The 15666-nt window shown below is 64.4% G+C and carries 14 protein-coding genes; 5 read left to right on the forward strand and 9 right to left on the reverse strand.

The features are described from left to right. The 4 genes from BIU97_RS11910 to BIU97_RS11925 form a co-directional block, all read right to left on the reverse strand. Entirely contained in the window at window positions 1-522 is a 522-nt protein-coding gene (locus BIU97_RS11910; protein ID WP_071297753.1) for a ribonuclease H family protein, read from the reverse strand. Window positions 523-623: 101 nt separating this feature from the next. Beyond that, complete coding sequence (locus tag BIU97_RS11915; protein WP_071297754.1) at window positions 624-1250, reverse strand: hypothetical protein; 627 nt, start codon at window positions 1248-1250, stop codon at window positions 624-626. A gap of 70 nt (window positions 1251-1320) precedes the next feature. Then, window positions 1321-2745 (reverse strand): MATE family efflux transporter, encoded by a 1425-nt coding sequence (locus BIU97_RS11920; RefSeq protein WP_083420906.1) that lies wholly within the window; start codon window positions 2743-2745, stop codon window positions 1321-1323. A 101-nt stretch (window positions 2746-2846) separates the two neighbouring features. Beyond that, a complete protein-coding gene (locus BIU97_RS11925) occupies window positions 2847-3284 on the reverse strand; it encodes a MarR family winged helix-turn-helix transcriptional regulator (RefSeq protein ID WP_071262898.1) in 438 nt (145 codons plus the stop codon). Between the two features lie 253 nt (window positions 3285-3537). Here BIU97_RS11925 and BIU97_RS11930 point away from each other — a divergent pair, with 253 nt between their 5' ends. Beyond that, on the forward strand, window positions 3538-3876 hold the full coding sequence (locus BIU97_RS11930; protein WP_071297755.1) for a hypothetical protein: 339 nt from the start codon (window positions 3538-3540) through the stop codon (window positions 3874-3876). Here BIU97_RS11930 and BIU97_RS11935 read toward each other — a convergent pair. The 3 genes from BIU97_RS11935 to BIU97_RS11945 form a co-directional block, all read right to left on the reverse strand. Then, the gene (locus tag BIU97_RS11935; RefSeq protein WP_071297756.1) at window positions 3873-4460 is read right to left on the reverse strand and encodes a hypothetical protein; all 588 of its coding nucleotides are present in this window, start codon (window positions 4458-4460) and stop codon (window positions 3873-3875) included. The genes BIU97_RS11930 and BIU97_RS11935 overlap by 4 nt on opposite strands. Then, window positions 4457-5275 (reverse strand): aldo/keto reductase, encoded by an 819-nt coding sequence (locus BIU97_RS11940; RefSeq protein ID WP_071297757.1) that lies wholly within the window; start codon window positions 5273-5275, stop codon window positions 4457-4459. The genes BIU97_RS11935 and BIU97_RS11940 overlap by 4 nt, the downstream gene beginning before the upstream one ends. A 254-nt stretch (window positions 5276-5529) precedes the next feature. Then, window positions 5530-6735, reverse strand: a complete 1206-nt coding sequence (locus tag BIU97_RS11945; protein ID WP_071297758.1) for an MFS transporter — start codon at window positions 6733-6735, stop codon at window positions 5530-5532. 366 nt (window positions 6736-7101) lie between these two features. Here BIU97_RS11945 and nrdH point away from each other — a divergent pair, with 366 nt between their 5' ends. The 4 genes from nrdH to nrdF all read left to right on the forward strand — a co-directional run bounded on the left by nrdH (window position 7102) and on the right by nrdF (window position 11062). After that, window positions 7102-7335 (forward strand): glutaredoxin-like protein NrdH, encoded by a 234-nt coding sequence (gene nrdH / locus BIU97_RS11950; protein ID WP_017886897.1) that lies wholly within the window; start codon window positions 7102-7104, stop codon window positions 7333-7335. 91 nt (window positions 7336-7426) lie between these two features. After that, window positions 7427-7843 (forward strand): class Ib ribonucleoside-diphosphate reductase assembly flavoprotein NrdI, encoded by a 417-nt coding sequence (gene nrdI / locus BIU97_RS11955; protein ID WP_071263051.1) that lies wholly within the window; start codon window positions 7427-7429, stop codon window positions 7841-7843. Between the two features lie 17 nt (window positions 7844-7860). After that, complete coding sequence (nrdE, locus tag BIU97_RS11960; RefSeq protein ID WP_139196019.1) at window positions 7861-9966, forward strand: class 1b ribonucleoside-diphosphate reductase subunit alpha; 2106 nt, start codon at window positions 7861-7863, stop codon at window positions 9964-9966. 94 nt (window positions 9967-10060) lie between these two features. Further along, complete coding sequence (gene nrdF / locus BIU97_RS11965; RefSeq protein WP_071295675.1) at window positions 10061-11062, forward strand: class 1b ribonucleoside-diphosphate reductase subunit beta; 1002 nt, start codon at window positions 10061-10063, stop codon at window positions 11060-11062. A 196-nt stretch (window positions 11063-11258) separates the two neighbouring features. Here the strand turns inward: nrdF and BIU97_RS17340 are convergent, their stop codons facing one another. Together BIU97_RS17340 and BIU97_RS17345 are read right to left on the reverse strand one after the other, a co-directional pair. Then, the gene (locus tag BIU97_RS17340) at window positions 11259-13136 is read right to left on the reverse strand and encodes a UvrD-helicase domain-containing protein (RefSeq protein WP_175472439.1); all 1878 of its coding nucleotides are present in this window, start codon (window positions 13134-13136) and stop codon (window positions 11259-11261) included. Continuing rightward, window positions 13133-15268, reverse strand: a complete 2136-nt coding sequence (locus BIU97_RS17345; RefSeq protein ID WP_083420909.1) for an ATP-dependent nuclease — start codon at window positions 15266-15268, stop codon at window positions 13133-13135. The genes BIU97_RS17340 and BIU97_RS17345 overlap by 4 nt, the downstream gene beginning before the upstream one ends. Between the last annotated feature and the right edge of the window lie 398 nt (window positions 15269-15666).

Below are 15666 nucleotides of genomic sequence, written 5' to 3' on the forward strand. Positions count from 1 at the left end.
CTAGAACAGCGTCGCCGGCGGGGTCGCCTCGGGCAGCGGTGACGGCTCGCTGACCTCGGCACCCGGCCAGCCCGGACCCTCGGGCACCTCGGTGCCGTTCTGGTAGGCAGTGGCCGCGCCACGGGCGCGCACGTCCGCCGCCTCGTTCATCTCGTGCCCGACGTGGCCGCGGACCCACTCGAACGTGACCTTGCGGCCCTGCAGCTCGGCGTCGAGCTCCTTGATGATCTCGACGTTGAGCACCGGCTTGCCGTCGGCCTTCCGCCAGCCCTTGCGCTTCCACCCGGCGAGCCACTCCGTGCACGCCTTGATGGCGTACTGGCTGTCGCACAGGATGTGCAGCGGCTCGCCCGCGTCCTTCGTCGCCCGGAGCAGCTGCAGGACGGCGGTGAGCTCGCCGATGTTGTTCGTCGCGCGCGGCCACCCGCCCGCAGCCCACCGGTCGTCGTCGACGTACCAGGCCCAGCCGGCGGGGCCGGGGTTGCCGAGGGCTGAGCCGTCTGCTGCGGCGACGATCGTCACGAGGGGACCTCCTGGTCGGTGCTGGTGCCCGTCGAGCGTAACGGACGCCCGGCTGCCCCCTGCCCGTCCGAGCTGCCCCGCCCCGGCGCCTGGCCGCTGCCTCAGCGGTCGACGGCCTGCTCCAGGGCGAAGGCGAGCCCGTCGCCGTCGGTGACGTCGTAGAAGGCGAAGTCACGCCGCATCCCGAGGATCCCGTCGAGTCCCGTGTTCGCGTACTGGCGGACGGCGCTGCTGCCACCGAGGAAGAGCGTGTCGAGGTCGCCGGTCTCGTTCCACTCGATCGACAGGTGGTCGCCGGAGTCGTCGACCATGCGGTCCGTGCGTCGGACGTCGACGTCGCGGGTGTGCCGCCCGTCGGTGACGAGGGCGCGGCGATCCGTCACGGCGTACACCTCGGTGCGCTTGCGGTGCCGCTTCACCAGGAAGCGTCCGACCATGCCGTGCGCTCCGATGAGCAGGAACACGAGCAGCACGACCGCGGCGGGCAGAGGGATCCCCTCGACGGCCCCACGGACGAGCACGGCGACCACGAAGCCCGTGAACAGGATGCTCAACGGGACGAGCCAGCGGTCGTGGGAGCCGAACATCTTCCGGGGATCGCTGTACCCGACCCAGAGCAGCTGCTCGTCGGGCGCCAGCAGCGGCTCGACGAGAGCACGTCGGTCGTCGTCGGACCGCGGTCGCGCCCGTCGTGCCCGTCGTGTCCGCTCGGCGGTCGGTTCACCCACGACGGCGAGCGTAGCGGCCGGGCGGCCGGGCGGCCGGTCGGCCGGTCGGCCGGTCGGGGCGACCTGGTCGTCAGCCGGCGGCCTCGAGCGTGGCCTCAGCCCGCTCCGGGCTGCCCGCGGCGAGCCCCTCGTCGATCCGGCGGCGCGACGCCGTCCAGATGACGAGTCCGGCGAGGAACACCAGCACCTCGGTGACGGTCAGCGCCCAGATGATGCCCGCGAGGCCGAACCACAGGTTGCCGAGCAGCACGATCGGGATGAACAGCACGCCCTGCGCGAGGGACATCGCGATCGCCGGCGTGACCAGTCCGGCGGCCTGGAACAGGGACGTGAACAGGCCGGTGAAGCCGTTCACCACGGTCGCGACGAGCTGGGCGACCAGGATCGTCAGACCGATCGCGAGCACGGAGTGGTCGGACGAGAAGATCGTGAAGACCTGCTCGCGGAACACGAACACCGTCCCCGAGAAGACCAGCACGATGGCTCCGACGGTCAGTGCCGACGCTCGCAGTGCGGCGTGCAGCCGGGCACGGTCGCCCTTGCCGTAGGCGTAGGCCAGCAACGGCAGCACCCCGATGGTGACGCCCATCACGAGGAACTCGGGCACCTGTGCGATCCGCACGGCCGCCCCCATGGCGGCGAGCGGGTCGTCGCCGTACCGGGCCGCGAGGTTGTTGAGCACCAGGGTCGTGACGATGAGGAACCCGGCCTGCAGCAGTTCGCTCACCCCGATGCCGAACACGGGTCCGAGCACCGACCGCCGGAGCGTGAACCACCGGAGCGACAGCGACACGTTCTCGCTGTGCCGCCCGAGCCAGCGCACCCAGTAGACGATGCTCACGACGTTGGCGAGTCCGACGGCGAGGGCTGCTCCGGCGACGCCCCAGTGCAGCACCAGGATGAAGAGCACGTCGAAGACCAGGTTCCCGATCGTCGACAGGACCAGGCCGACCATGGCCTGCCGGGCGGCGCCCTCGGCGCGGACCATCTGCTCGAGGCAGAAGGCGGCAGCGAGCACCGGCACGAACGCCAGCATCACGGCGACGTAGGCACTGGTCGCGGGCACCGCGGCGGCGTCCGCCCCGAGCACGCCGACGAGCGGCCGGAGCAGGAGCAGCCCCGCGCCGCCGAGGACGACGCCGGTGATGACGGAACCCCACACCGCGAAGGACGCGACGTGCTTGATCTCACCCGCCTTCGCCGGGTCGTTCTCGGACGCGCCGAGCAACCGGGACATCAGCGAGCTGCCGCCGACGCCGAAGACGCCGCCGATCGCCATGATGAGGCCGAGCAGCGGGGTGCCGAACGTGATCGCGGCGAGGAGCGACGTGTCGTGCTGCGAGCCGATGAAGCCCGCGTTGATGACGTTGTACAGGGCGCTGACGACCATCGCCGCGGCCATCGGGACGCAGAGGTGGACGAGTGCCCTGGCGATCGGGGCGGTGGAGAGGTACCAGCGGTTGGTGGCCGCTGCGGTCGTGGTGTCGGTGCTCATGTGTCGGCCCCTTCCGGGCAGGACGGATCGCGCGTCCGGCGGTGGCCGTCGCGTGCGTGTGGGTGGTGCCTCCGGCGGACGGCCGGGAGGCACGGGTGCGGTTACCGGGTCGGTTCCGGCAGCTCTGCGGTCACCTTGAGCAGGAGTTCGCGGAGCGTGGCGCGCTCAGCTGGGCTGAGCGGCGCGAGCAGGGTGTCGTCGAGGGCGAGCATCGCGTCCTCGAAGCCGGCGATGAGCTCGACACCGGCGGGTGTGGCGTGGACGAGCTTCGTGCGGCCGTTCGCGGCGTCGGGCCGTCGTTCGACCAGACCACGCTTCTCGAGTCCCTGCAGCAGGCTCGAGACGCTGGCCGGTGTGGTGCGGGTCATCGTGGCGATGTCCCGTTGGATGGCACCGGGGTTCTGCTGCAGGTACCCCAGCACGAAGCTCTGCTCGTGCGTGAGGTCGCGTTCACGGACCCAGTCGTCCGCGGCCTTGCGTTGCGCCCAGCCGATCCACCGCATGAGCTGGAGCGGGGTGTCGAAGTGGGGTGCCTGCATGATCAGAACTCTAACCGTTCGATCTCAAACAGTCAACGCGCGGCGGTGGTGGGGCGATCGTCGACTGGCCGGGGGCGGAGATCCGGCTCGCCGGGAGGAACGGCGTCGGCGCGGGCGCTGAGGAGCACGACGATCGCGACGCCGATGACGACGCAGGAGACGGGCGTGATCGTGTCGGCCCCTGCGCGAGCACCGTGGTCCTGGAGGGCATCGTCGGACCGGCACTCGGGAGGCGCGGACTACCGTGCGGGCCATGAGCGACAGCATCCCGCAGGCCCCCGGCCCCGACTCCTCCGACGACCGTGCACGCAGCGACGCCCTCCGCGACGCCGCCCACCACGAGGGCGAGGGCGGCGTCGACGCGAGCGAACAGCGCGCCACCGACACGGCGTACAGCCCCTCGAGCGAGCGGGAGACCGTCGCCGCGCAGGACGACCAGCGCTCGGACGCCGAGCTCGAGGCCGACGGCATCGACACGTCCAAGGTCATCGCGGCACCGGGAACGGGCGGCGCGGACGACGCCGGCGACGTCGAACCCGCGCCGGGTGACCTGCACCTGCCGTGGCAGTCGGAGGAAGACCGCCGCGGCTAGCGCGACGTCCGGTCGAGCGCGCGCACGAGCCCCTCGCCGTCGCTGACGTCCCAGAACGCCATCGGCTGGGGGCCGAAGAGGCCGTCGAGGCCGGTGTTGCCGTAGACCCTGGCGTTCATGCCGTTCGCGGCGAAGATCGAGCCGCCGCCGTCCGACCCCCACTCCACGGTGCAGTGGCTCCGGTCGCGGGTCCAGCTGAGGGTCCGGTCCGTGCGCCCGATCGGCACATCGCGGGTCCCGCTCGGAGTGATCACCAGTGCCCGACGGTCGGTGACGGCGTACACGGTCGTGCGTTTGCGGTGCTGCTTGACGATGAACCGACCGACCGTGATGTGCAGGCCGATCAGCACGAACACGGTCCCGAACAGCAGGAAGAACGGCGGCGCTCCACTGGTCACGGCCGAGGCCATCCAGAACACCACGAACCCGAGCCAGAGCAGGCTGAACGGGACGAGGAAGCCGTCCCGCCCCGAGAAGCGCTTCGCGGGGTCGCTCGTGCCGGCCCAGTACAGCTGCTCGTCCGGACCGAGGTGGGCACGAGCCGTGGACTGCGGGTCGCCTGCTCCGCCGGACCCCTTCGTCACGAGACGGCGTCCGGGTGGGAGCCGGTGCGCTGCCCGGACTCGAGCGTGGCGATGGCTGCGAGCTCCTCGTCGGTCAGCACGAAGCCGTCGACGTCCAGGTTCGACCGGATGCGCGACGGTGTCACCGACTTCGGCAGCACCACGACGCCCTGCTGCACGTTCCACCGCACGAGCACCTGCGCCACGCTGACCCCGTGCGCGTCCGCGATGCCGGTGAGCACCGGCTCGTCGATGAGCCGCCCGCGCCCGAGCGGCGACCAGGCGCCGGTGGCGATGCCGTGCTGCTGGTGGAAGGCGATGAGCTCCCGCTGCGGCAGCCACGGGTGCCGCTCGACCTGGTTGAGCGCCGGGACCTCACCGGTCTCGTCGACGAGCCGCTGCAGGTGCTCCACCTGGAAGTTCGACACCCCGACGCTCCGCGCGCGGCCGGACTCGCGCAGTTCGACCAGGGTGCGCCAGGTCTCGACGTAGCGGTCCCTCGCCGCGGCCGGCCAGTGGATGAGGTAGAGGTCGACCGTGTCCAGGCCGAGCCGCGCGACGCTGTCGTCGAAGGCCCGCAGCGTCGCGTCGCGACCCTGGTGGTCGTTCCACACCTTGGTCGTCACGAAGACGTCGTCGCGGTCCAGCGAGGAGGCCCGGATCGCCTTGCCGACGCCGACCTCGTTGCCGTACATCTCGGCCGTGTCGACGTGTCGGTAGCCGGCGTCGAGGGCGGTGCCGACGGCCGACTCGGCCTCGGTGTCGTCGACCTTGTAGACGCCGAAGCCGATCGCGGGGATCGATGCCCCGTCGCGGAGGGGGATGGAGGTGACCATGCACCCATCCTGCCGGTGCTCGCCGGGGGTGTGCCGGGCCTCCCGGCCGTCCGTGGAGGACGCGGGCCGATCGGCGGGCTGTGGAGGGGAGGTCGGGCGACCGGCGCGACATGGTCGCTGTCGTACGACGACGATGGTGTCGCGAGCCGCCTGCCGGACCTGGGGAGGGACGTTGGGCCACGGCGGGGCGACCGGGTCGCTGTCGCGCGACGTCGACGCGGCAGCGCGGCGCCGCGGACGGGCCGGCGGGCGAATCAGGTCGGCAGGACGACCGGTTCGGTGTCGGGCAGGGGGCTCGCGTCGCGGCCGCGCAGGTCGGGCAGCCAGCTGCGCATCGCCAGGGGGAGCAGCACGCCGACCCCGGCCATCACGGCGCCCACGGTGAAGCCGCCGATCGGGCCGTTGCTGTCGATGAGGAAGCCGGCGACGGCCGATCCGCCGGCGGCGCCGATGAGCTGGCCGGTGCCCATCCAGCCGTAGGCCTCGGCGGTGTCGGAGAACTTGACGGTCGCCGAGACCGACCCGAACATGACCGCGAGGGCTGGGGCGATGCCCGCACCGGCGATGACCAGTGCGAGGCAGAGCCACCAGAAGCCCGTGCCGCCGAGGGCCAGGGTGAGGCCGACGAAGACGACGGCCATGCGCGTCCACAGGGTGTTGCGGGAGATCGGGCGGTGGCCGAACGCCAGGCCGCCGAGCAGGGATCCGACCGCGAAGACGGCGAGGACGATGCCCGCGTTCGGGCTGCCCTCGCCGAAGACGCTGGTGACGCTGGCCTCGACCGCGGAGCAGGCGCCGATGAGCAGCAGGCCAGTCAGCGTCGCCACCACGACCGAGGGGCGGCGGAGCACGACGCCGAACGCGCGCTTCGAGCGGGGGATGCGCACGCGACCGAGCTCGGGGGAGGCGATGAACCACACGCCGCCGATCACCAGGAAGACCATGGCGACGACGATCGCCTGCACGGTGCCGACCTGCGTCGCGACGAAGGTGGTGATGACCGGGCCGGCGACCCAGATGAGCTCCTGGGCGCTGGCGTCGAGCGAGAACAGCGGGGTGAGCTGCGACGACGTCACCATCTTCGGGTAGATGGTGCGCACCGCGGGCTGCACGGGCGGGACGGCGAGGCCGCCGAGGAACCCGACCACGACGTAGGCCCAGAGCGGCATGGTGGAGAAGGCGATCACGACCATGCTCGCGAGCGCGACGATGCTCGTCAGGACGAGGACGGGGCGCATGCCCCAGCTGCCCATCCAGCGGCTCGTCAGCGGACCCGCGATCGCCTGCCCGATGCTCGTCGTCGCGAGCACGAGGCCGGCGGCGCCGTAGGAGCCGAAGACGTGCTCCACGTGCAGCAGGTAGGCCAGCGACAGCATCCCGAAGGGGAAGCGCGCGGTGAGCTGTGCAGCGATGACACGACCCACGCCGGGGGTCTTGAGGAGGGGGCCGTACGTACTCACGACACGAGTGTACGGACTGGACGGAACGGGCTGTCCCCCGTCCTGGGGAGGGGGGTGTCGCATCGAATCTCGCTCCTCGAAGACACGCCGACCGCTCATCCGATTCCGCCGTTCTCCACACGGGTGTACAACCATGCTCCTCGCCCTGTGGGGAGTGTCTGTGGCGAGTGGCAGAGTGGCGGAAAACCGGGCCTCGGGAATCCACAGACTGTGGACGGCGTTGTGGAGAACTACAGGCGTGTAACACTTCCTCTTGTGGTCGCTTGACTCCGCGAGCACAAGATGTAGTAGCGATGTAGTAACGTCGTCCGCAGCACAACACACGAACTTCGGACCTGGAATCAGGCCCAGAAACCAGGGGAGAACATGGCCGTCACCGTCTACACCAAGCCGTCCTGCGTCCAGTGCACCGCGACGTACCGCGCCCTCGACAACAAGGGCATCGAGTACGAAGTGCACGACGTCTCCACCGACGAGGCCGCCCTCGAGCACGTCAAGAGCCTCGGCTACATGCAGGCCCCCGTCGTCGTCACGGACGACGACCACTGGTCGGGCTTCCGCCCCGACAAGATCGCAACGCTCAGCGCCGAACTGGCGTGATCTTCTAGGTGTGTTCCCCGGCCCCGAAGGGGCCGGGGAACACACCTACTGCGCGATCTGCTGTCCGCACCTTCTCCAAGAGGAGCGCACCATGAGCCGATTGGTCTACTTCTCGAGCGTGTCCGGCTACACCGCACGCTTCGTCGAGAAGCTCGGCCGCGACGCGGACCGGATCCCCCTCTACCCGAGTGAACCGTTCCTGCACGTCGACGAGCCCTACGTCCTGGTCCTGCCCACCTACGGTGGCGGCAACGGCGAGGGCGCGGTCCCCAAGCAGGTCATCAAGTTCCTCAACGACGCCCACAACCGCTCGCTCATCCGCGGCGTGGTCGTCGGCGGCAACACGAACTTCGGCGAGGCGTACGGCCTGGCAGGGGACGTCGTCGCACGGAAGTGCAACGTCCCCCTTCTCTATCGATTCGAACTCTTCGGGACCCCTGACGACGTGTCGGCGGTCAACTCAGGATTGGATGCATTTTGGACGCAGCAGTTGCAGACGTCGATCTGACGTCGCCGCAGACGGGGATGGACTACCACTCCCTCAACGCGATGCTCAACCTCTACGACGCGGACGGGAACATCCAGTTCGACAAGGATCGTGAGGCCGCCAAGCAGTTCTTCCTGCAGCACGTCAACCAGAACACCGTCTTCTTCCACAACCTGAAGGAGCGGCTCGACTACCTGGTCGAGAACGAGTACTACGAAAAAGCCACGATCGACATGTACTCGCTGGACTTCATCCAGCAGCTCAACGACCTGGCGTACTCGAAGAAGTTCCGGTTCCAGACGTTCCTCGGCGCGTTCAAGTACTACACGAGCTACACGCTCAAGACGTTCGACGGCAAGCGGTACCTGGAGCGCTTCGAGGACCGCGTCGTCATGACCGCCCTCGGCCTGGCCCAGGGCAACGAGCAGCTCGCCATCGACCTCGTCGAAGAGATCGTCGCCGGCCGCTTCCAGCCCGCCACGCCCACGTTCCTCAACACGGCGAAGGCACAGCGCGGCGAACTCGTCTCCTGCTTCCTGCTCCGCATCGAGGACAACATGGAGTCGATCTCGCGCGGCATCAACTCGTCGCTGCAGCTCTCGAAGCGCGGCGGCGGCGTGGCCCTGCTGCTCTCCAACATCCGCGAGGCCGGCGCCCCGATCAAGCAGATCGAGAACCAGTCCTCGGGCATCATCCCCGTGATGAAGCTGCTGGAAGACTCCTTCTCGTACGCGAACCAGCTCGGTGCGCGTCAGGGTGCCGGCGCGGTGTACCTCAGCGCCCACCACCCGGACATCATGAAGTTCCTCGACACCAAGCGCGAGAACGCCGACGAGAAGATCCGCATCAAGACGCTGTCGCTCGGCGTCGTCGTGCCGGACATCACGTTCGAGCTCGCGAAGAACAACGAGGACATGTACCTGTTCTCGCCGTACGACGTCGAGAAGGTCTACGGCGTCCCCTTCGGCGACGTCCCGATCTCCGAGAACTACCGCGCGATGGTCGACGACTCGCGCATCAAGAAGACGAAGATCAAGGCGCGTGACTTCTTCACGACCATCGCCGAGATCCAGTTCGAGTCGGGCTACCCGTACATCGTGTTCGAGGACACGGTGAACAAGGCCAACCCGATCAAGGGTCGGATCAACATGTCCAACCTGTGCTCGGAGATCCTGCAGGTCAACACCCCGACGACCTTCAACGAGGACCTGTCCTACAAGGAGATCGGCAAGGACATCTCCTGCAACCTCGGCTCGCTGAACATCGCGCTGACGATGGACTCGCCGGACTTCGGCAAGACCATCGAGACGGCCATCCGCGGCCTGACCTCGGTCTCGCAGATGTCGCACATCACCTCGGTGCGTTCCGTCGAGGACGGCAACGACAAGTCGCACGCCATCGGCCTCGGCCAGATGAACCTGCACGGCTACCTGGCTCGTGAGCGCGTGTACTACGGCTCCGAAGAGGGCATCGACTTCACGAACATCTACTTCTACACGGTGCTGTTCCACGCCCTGCGCGCGTCGAACAAGATCGCGATCGAGACCGGCGAGACCTTCGACGGCTTCCGCGACTCGAAGTACGCGTCGGGGGAGTTCTTCGACAAGTACACCGACCAGGCGTGGACGCCGGCGACCCCCCGCGTGGCATCGCTGTTCGACAACGCGAACATCACGATCCCGACGCAGGACGACTGGAAGGCGCTGAAGGCGTCCATCCAGGAGCACGGCATCTACAACCAGAACCTGCAGGCCGTCCCGCCGACCGGTTCGATCTCGTACATCAACCACTCGACGTCGTCGATCCACCCGATCGCGTCGAAGATCGAGATCCGCAAGGAAGGCAAGCTCGGCCGCGTCTACTACCCGGCGCCGTTCATGACGAACGACAACCTGGACTACTACCAGGACGCGTACGAGATCGGTGCCGAGAAGATCATCGACACGTACGCCGCGGCGACGCAGCACGTGGACCAGGGCCTGTCCCTGACGCTGTTCTTCAAGGACACCGCCACCACGCGTGACATCAACAAGGCGCAGATCTACGCATGGCGCAAGGGCATCAAGACGATCTACTACATCCGTCTGCGCCAGCTCGCCCTCGAGGGCACCGAGGTCGAGGGCTGCGTCAGCTGCATGCTGTAGAGCTGCTGCTCTCTTCCTGGAGGCGCGGGGCGGGCCCCGCCCCGCGCCTCCAGTCCGTCATCAGATCACCATCCCGAATCCGGAAGACAATCCCATGACCCTCACCGACCCGGTCCACGCCACGGGCAAGTCCATCCCGCTGATCAGTGCGGTCAGTGCCATCAACTGGAACCGCATCCAGGACGACAAGGACGTCGAGGTCTGGAACCGGCTGGTCAACAACTTCTGGCTGCCCGAGAAGGTGCCGCTGTCCAACGACGTGCAGTCGTGGAACACGCTGACGCCGGCCGAGCAGCAGCTCACCATGCGGGTCTTCACCGGCCTGACGCTGCTCGACACCATCCAGGGCACCGTCGGCGCGATCAGCCTGATCCCCGACGCCATCACCCCGCACGAAGAAGCCGTCTACACGAACATCGCGTTCATGGAGTCGGTGCACGCGAAGAGCTACTCGTCGATCTTCTCGACGCTGGCCTCGACGCCCGAGATCGACGACGCCTTCCGCTGGTCCACCGAGAACGTGAACCTGCAGAAGAAGGCCCAGATCGTCCTCGACTACTACACCGGTGACGACCCCCTGAAGCGCAAGGTCGCCTCGACGCTGCTCGAGTCGTTCCTGTTCTACTCCGGCTTCTACCTGCCGATGTACTGGTCCTCGCGCGCGAAGCTCACCAACACCGCCGACTTGATCCGCCTGATCATCCGCGACGAAGCCGTCCACGGGTACTACATCGGGTACAAGTTCCAGAAGGGCCTCGAGGGCGCTTCCGAAGAGCGCAAGCAGGAGATCAAGGACTACACGTTCAACCTGCTCTTCGAGCTCTACGAGAACGAGGTGCAGTACACGCAGGACCTCTACGACGGTGTCGGGCTGACCGAGGACGTCAAGAAGTTCCTGCACTACAACGCCAACAAGGCGCTCATGAACCTGGGCTACGAGCCGATGTTCCCCAAGGAGACGACGGACGTGAACCCGGCGATCCTGTCGGCGCTGTCGCCGAACGCGGACGAGAACCACGACTTCTTCTCGGGGTCCGGCTCGTCGTACGTCATCGGCAAGGCGGAGAAGACCGAGGACGAGGACTGGGACTTCTGAGTCTGGTCTGTCTCTTGCGAATATCCCGCCGGCCTGAGTCCGGCGGGATATTCGCGTCACGAGCACAGCGCGTCTCTGGCAACGCTTCCGCTTCAAAAGACAGCGTATACGTACCGTAGTGGCGTACCATTCAGTACATTTCGAACAACCCGAAAGCTGACGTTAGAGGTGATGTTAGGGGGCTTGCATTTGCGCCTCAAAACGTGATTACGTTCTCGGGTCTAAATAGACCTAGCTTGCGAACTTGGGATACAGCTTCCATAGCACTTGGGGTGAAGAGGGCGACAGCCAGCGAGCGCTCGGCTCGTGAGCAGACTACATAAAGCAGCCGCCGCGTTCTGTCCAAAGTTGATTCACGACCATTCGAGATGTGGTCTAGGTCCGTGGCGGAAAGCTCGCGGAGTTCGAACAGCTTCTCGTAGGAAAAACTATTCCCGACAGCCGCGTCATCCTCAAGTAGCACCAGCACCCGTTCAAACTCCGCCCCCTTGACCCCTTGGTGCGTAGCGAAGACGGAGTGCTCGTCGAGGTAACTCTGGTAAGCCAGCAATTCACGTGCGGGGCAGTCAAAGAAGCGGGCAAGCACGCCGTGCTCAACTGAGTCCCCGACACTCTCGTGAGTTGCTGCATAATTGAGCAGTTGCTCGTACGGCGAGAAGTTGTCGTCCAGAGCCCAAAGGCCCGATGATAACGCGTGGGACAAAAGGGTTCGGACGGTCGCGTCGCTATCCGGCCTCATGAGATTGCTGATTTCCTCGGTTGCAGCCGACAGGGACGAAAGACGGGACGCGAGCGCGGGCGTGCGTTCTAGGTCCAACGGGCTATTCGCCCGTACCAATTCCATCTGGGCGTAACTGTCCCCTCTCCGGACTGCCAAAGCCAAGGGAGTAAGGTAGGACACAAAGGGCTGGATTGACCACGCGGTTCCTTCGGAGATCCCCTCCTTCAGTCTGTCAGTGCTCCTGTCATGGTGAGAGGCGAATATCTGCTCGAACCCAAGACGGCGAGCCGCTAGACGATGCTCGATAACGAGTACCCTCGGGGCGCTCGGGCTCCCGTCCTCAACACGCCAATTGGAATCCGTCGTCGAGTTGGCCATAATTGCGCGGACTTCCTGCAGCTGGGAGTCGCGATCACCTGTGCTTGCGAGGACAAACAGTTTCGCATCGCCTAAGAGTGTTTTGCCTGTGACTGCGTCCCGCCGACCGCCTGTTTGTTTGAGTGAGCCAGGCACTCCACCCCGAATGTTATTGATCACCTCGAGGATCATCGAAGGGCAACGGAAGTTCTCGGGCTTATCGATCTGAGCCCAGTCGGGCTCGATCGGTATTGACCCAATGCCCGTCGAGTAAATTTGCTGCATTTCGTCACCAAGGAACCCGATCGATATCGCGCAAGTTGGGTCGGCCGCGATGGCCTTCAAAGCGGCTACGACCGAGGGGAAGGTGTCCTGGCTCTCATCGACGAAGACGAACGGATATTGGTGTGCTAGTAGTCGGCGGAGAAGAGATTTCTCCATAAGCAATTCCGGCACCATTTTGATGACATCATCGTGGCCGAGCACTCCTCGCGCGTAGCGGCTCCCAATGCCGTATGTGAAGGTCGTTTCCGGAGTCAGGGCAGCGCGGTCGGCTTCAAGGCGAGCTATTAGAGCGTCGTTCTTTGTGATGGTAGAGCCGCGGGTGCCCTTTTTACTGTTGTGCTCGAGAAGTGCTGCAATCTTTCCTTCGATCCTTCTATCCACCCACAACGCAATGTCACGCCTGAAAGGGCGGACAACAGTCCACAAGAAGCTGTGAATGGTTGACACGTGAAAGACTGGGTCAAGGTCGACTTCGCCATGAATCTCTTCGGCGGCGACTTCGGTGTAGGTGATGCACGCGACCTTTTGTCCTTGACGGCGTAGTTGCGATCCTTTCGCGTCTCGCAAGTGAGCGAGCGCCTTGACGAGAGAAGTAGTCTTCCCTGATCCTGCTCCTGCGTTCACGACGAAGCATGGCGGAGTGTCGCCTTCAAGGAGTTCACGAAGCCGCAGATCCGCAGGAGTGTCGGGACTGTCGATACGACGACTCATTTCGTTGTTCCACCTGTCTTCACCGGCGCGAGAAGAGTAGACAACCAGTCGAGCCCGTCCACGATGTACTGCGGAGCCTTCCATTGCCCCGCAGAAATCATCAGTGCTAAAGCGAGTTCGGTCTTCTTGAAGTTTGCACGTTTGACTTGCTTGTGTATGTCTTCGACTATGTCGTCGATTGTTGAACTAGCCGGTTCGAACTTCTTAGACACGAGGGCGAGGTCATCTCGCTGATCTTCCGATAGGACCCACTCGAGATTTTCAAACGCGAAAGTCTCTTCAAACGTTCTCCCGGAGACAATTTGACAGTTGCCGTCCCACGATACACAGCTACTAGTTTGATACGCTATACGCACAGGCGCGGGACTTTCGCCTCCCGTGCCGAAGACTTTCTTATGTTCGGGCAAGGCGAGTAGATCCGCTATCGCCTCGATTCGTGGGTGCCAAGAGCGAAGTGAGGGATTAGCGGTGACTGCGTATTCTGCATCAGCTCGGCATGCCTTGCGGCCATTCGAAGCCGCTGTCAGGTGGGGTGCTCCCTTTGCAGCGTTTGCCGCTTTCGTCGCAGGGGCAACGCTGTCAAGATCTGTTATGACCAGGGCTGGGACACCAAGGAGTTTGAGCAACGGTGCGAGTTTGTGAGCGAATGCTCCGCCGACCTCCAATATAGTCAGGTAGCTGGAAGTGAGCTTCGGCGAGTGTTCTTCTATAATAGATGGTAGCAGCAAGCGTTCGACGTTTCCTTCGACCAGAATCGCGGCGTCTGCAAAGAAGAGATCGCAATGTGTTAGCTTCATATACTTATGAAGGAACGTCTTTGCGTCGGCGTCGAGTGCTTCTAATCTCGAGACATCTCGGACTTCTGATTCGTGCCGACCCTGTAAGAGTTGCTTGCGACGAAAATATCGAATGGGGGTGAACTGGCTTTCGTTGATGATTTGCGCCGAGTGGGTAGTTACGATCAGCTGGGTAGTCATCCCGCTCGCATCCGAGATGATCTCTCGGATTTTTGCGATGAAGACCTGCTGAAGTTGAGCATGTAGGTGCGCCTCTGGTTCTTCGATAACGACGAGATGCACCGGGGTGCGGTGTTCCTGCGTCGTCCATCGTTGGTGGAAATCTAAAACCTGAATCACCATGTAAATGAGGTTTTTGAAGCCCAGTCCGTTATACTTCTCAGGAAGGTGGGTTCCTACGAGATCTCCTTCGGCACGCGGGAGTGAGTATTCGACGCTGGCGTCCTGTGCCATAATTTGCTTGGGATTGAAGTGAGATCGAATCACGAGATCGGGATTCTCTATGCCGGGGTAGCCCAAGGTGTTGAGGTTTTCGAGCGTCGAGGCGAAGACTTGTTCGAGGTGCTTGTTGAAGCTTTCTTCGGACGCGTGTAAAGCCTGAAGGACGCTCGTATCTGTCTTAAATTGATCAAGATTGCGCTGATAGAACTTGCTGAGGCTGCGCGATAGGTCTTGTGTGCGAGCGCCAACTTCTGTATCCGACAGGAAGCGTTGAGCGTCGAGGAAATTGAGAGTCATCAGACCGTCAAGTACGGCTGCGGCCTCTCCCTTCGCGTGGAGCATGGGGTGCTCACGTAGTTCATCCGGCCCAGCCTTCTCGAGGACGTAATAATTCAGGTTGTACTCGGCCTGCAGCCGATCTTTCAAGTAATCTTCGAGGGATGTCGGCCAAGGATGGTAGGAATCAATGGCGTCGGTGGCGGCATTCTCTTTCGCCGCTCGGTAATCATCGAACAACCGGTTCGAATCACTCGGTTCAAATCGTAGGCGGATACCTACCGGCTGCCCGTTCCAGTCGAGGCTTGGTAGAATGTCGACGACTCGGTAGACCTCTTCGTCCTCCACGTTGAACCAGAGGTCTAGGGTTATCTTTGGAAGTTCCGGGCGCTCGCCATGTTTGTGGTCGTAGTTCCGGAGGGTCTCAAGGCATTCCGCGCTGAAGTCGTAGATCGCGACGTCCTTGGCTCTGCCGGTAACGAGGAGGCGTAGAACCGCGGCAGCGGAGGTCTTGCCGCTGTTGTTGGCTCCAACAAATATGGTGGTTTGTTCTTCCAGATCTATCTCGACTGCTTTCAAGCGGCGAAAGTTGTTCACGGCCATGTTCGTCAAGTGCATTGGTCCCCGTTGATCGCTTGGTTTGCTGACGCGCTCATCGCTGCTGCCTGTGATTCCAGAGGCGCAGTGAAGGTGAGCCTTGTTCGGGAGCTTAGACCAGGTCGTTGGCGCGCTGGTGTTGTAAATGGGCTCCACGCGCGTTAGGACTGAGTCTGAGCGCTGTCGTTGCTCTCCGGGACACGTCCGGCGCCTCGGCTCCGTCGTGTTCGATCCCAGATTTCCGGTTGGCTAGAGACCACCAAGGTTGAGCCCGATCAGTCCCGCAACGCGAGAGCGTGGCGGTGATACGACCCGGGGGACTGGATCCAAACGCGTTTCACCTCTCGTTGATGAACGTGGAGTTGAGTGTTGACGCTGCCGCGACAGGCCGTGCTTGCAAATGTGTTTGATAGCGACTC

This window comes from Curtobacterium sp. MCBA15_009 (genome assembly GCF_001864895.1).
Taxonomy (GTDB): Bacteria; Actinomycetota; Actinomycetes; order Actinomycetales; family Microbacteriaceae; genus Curtobacterium.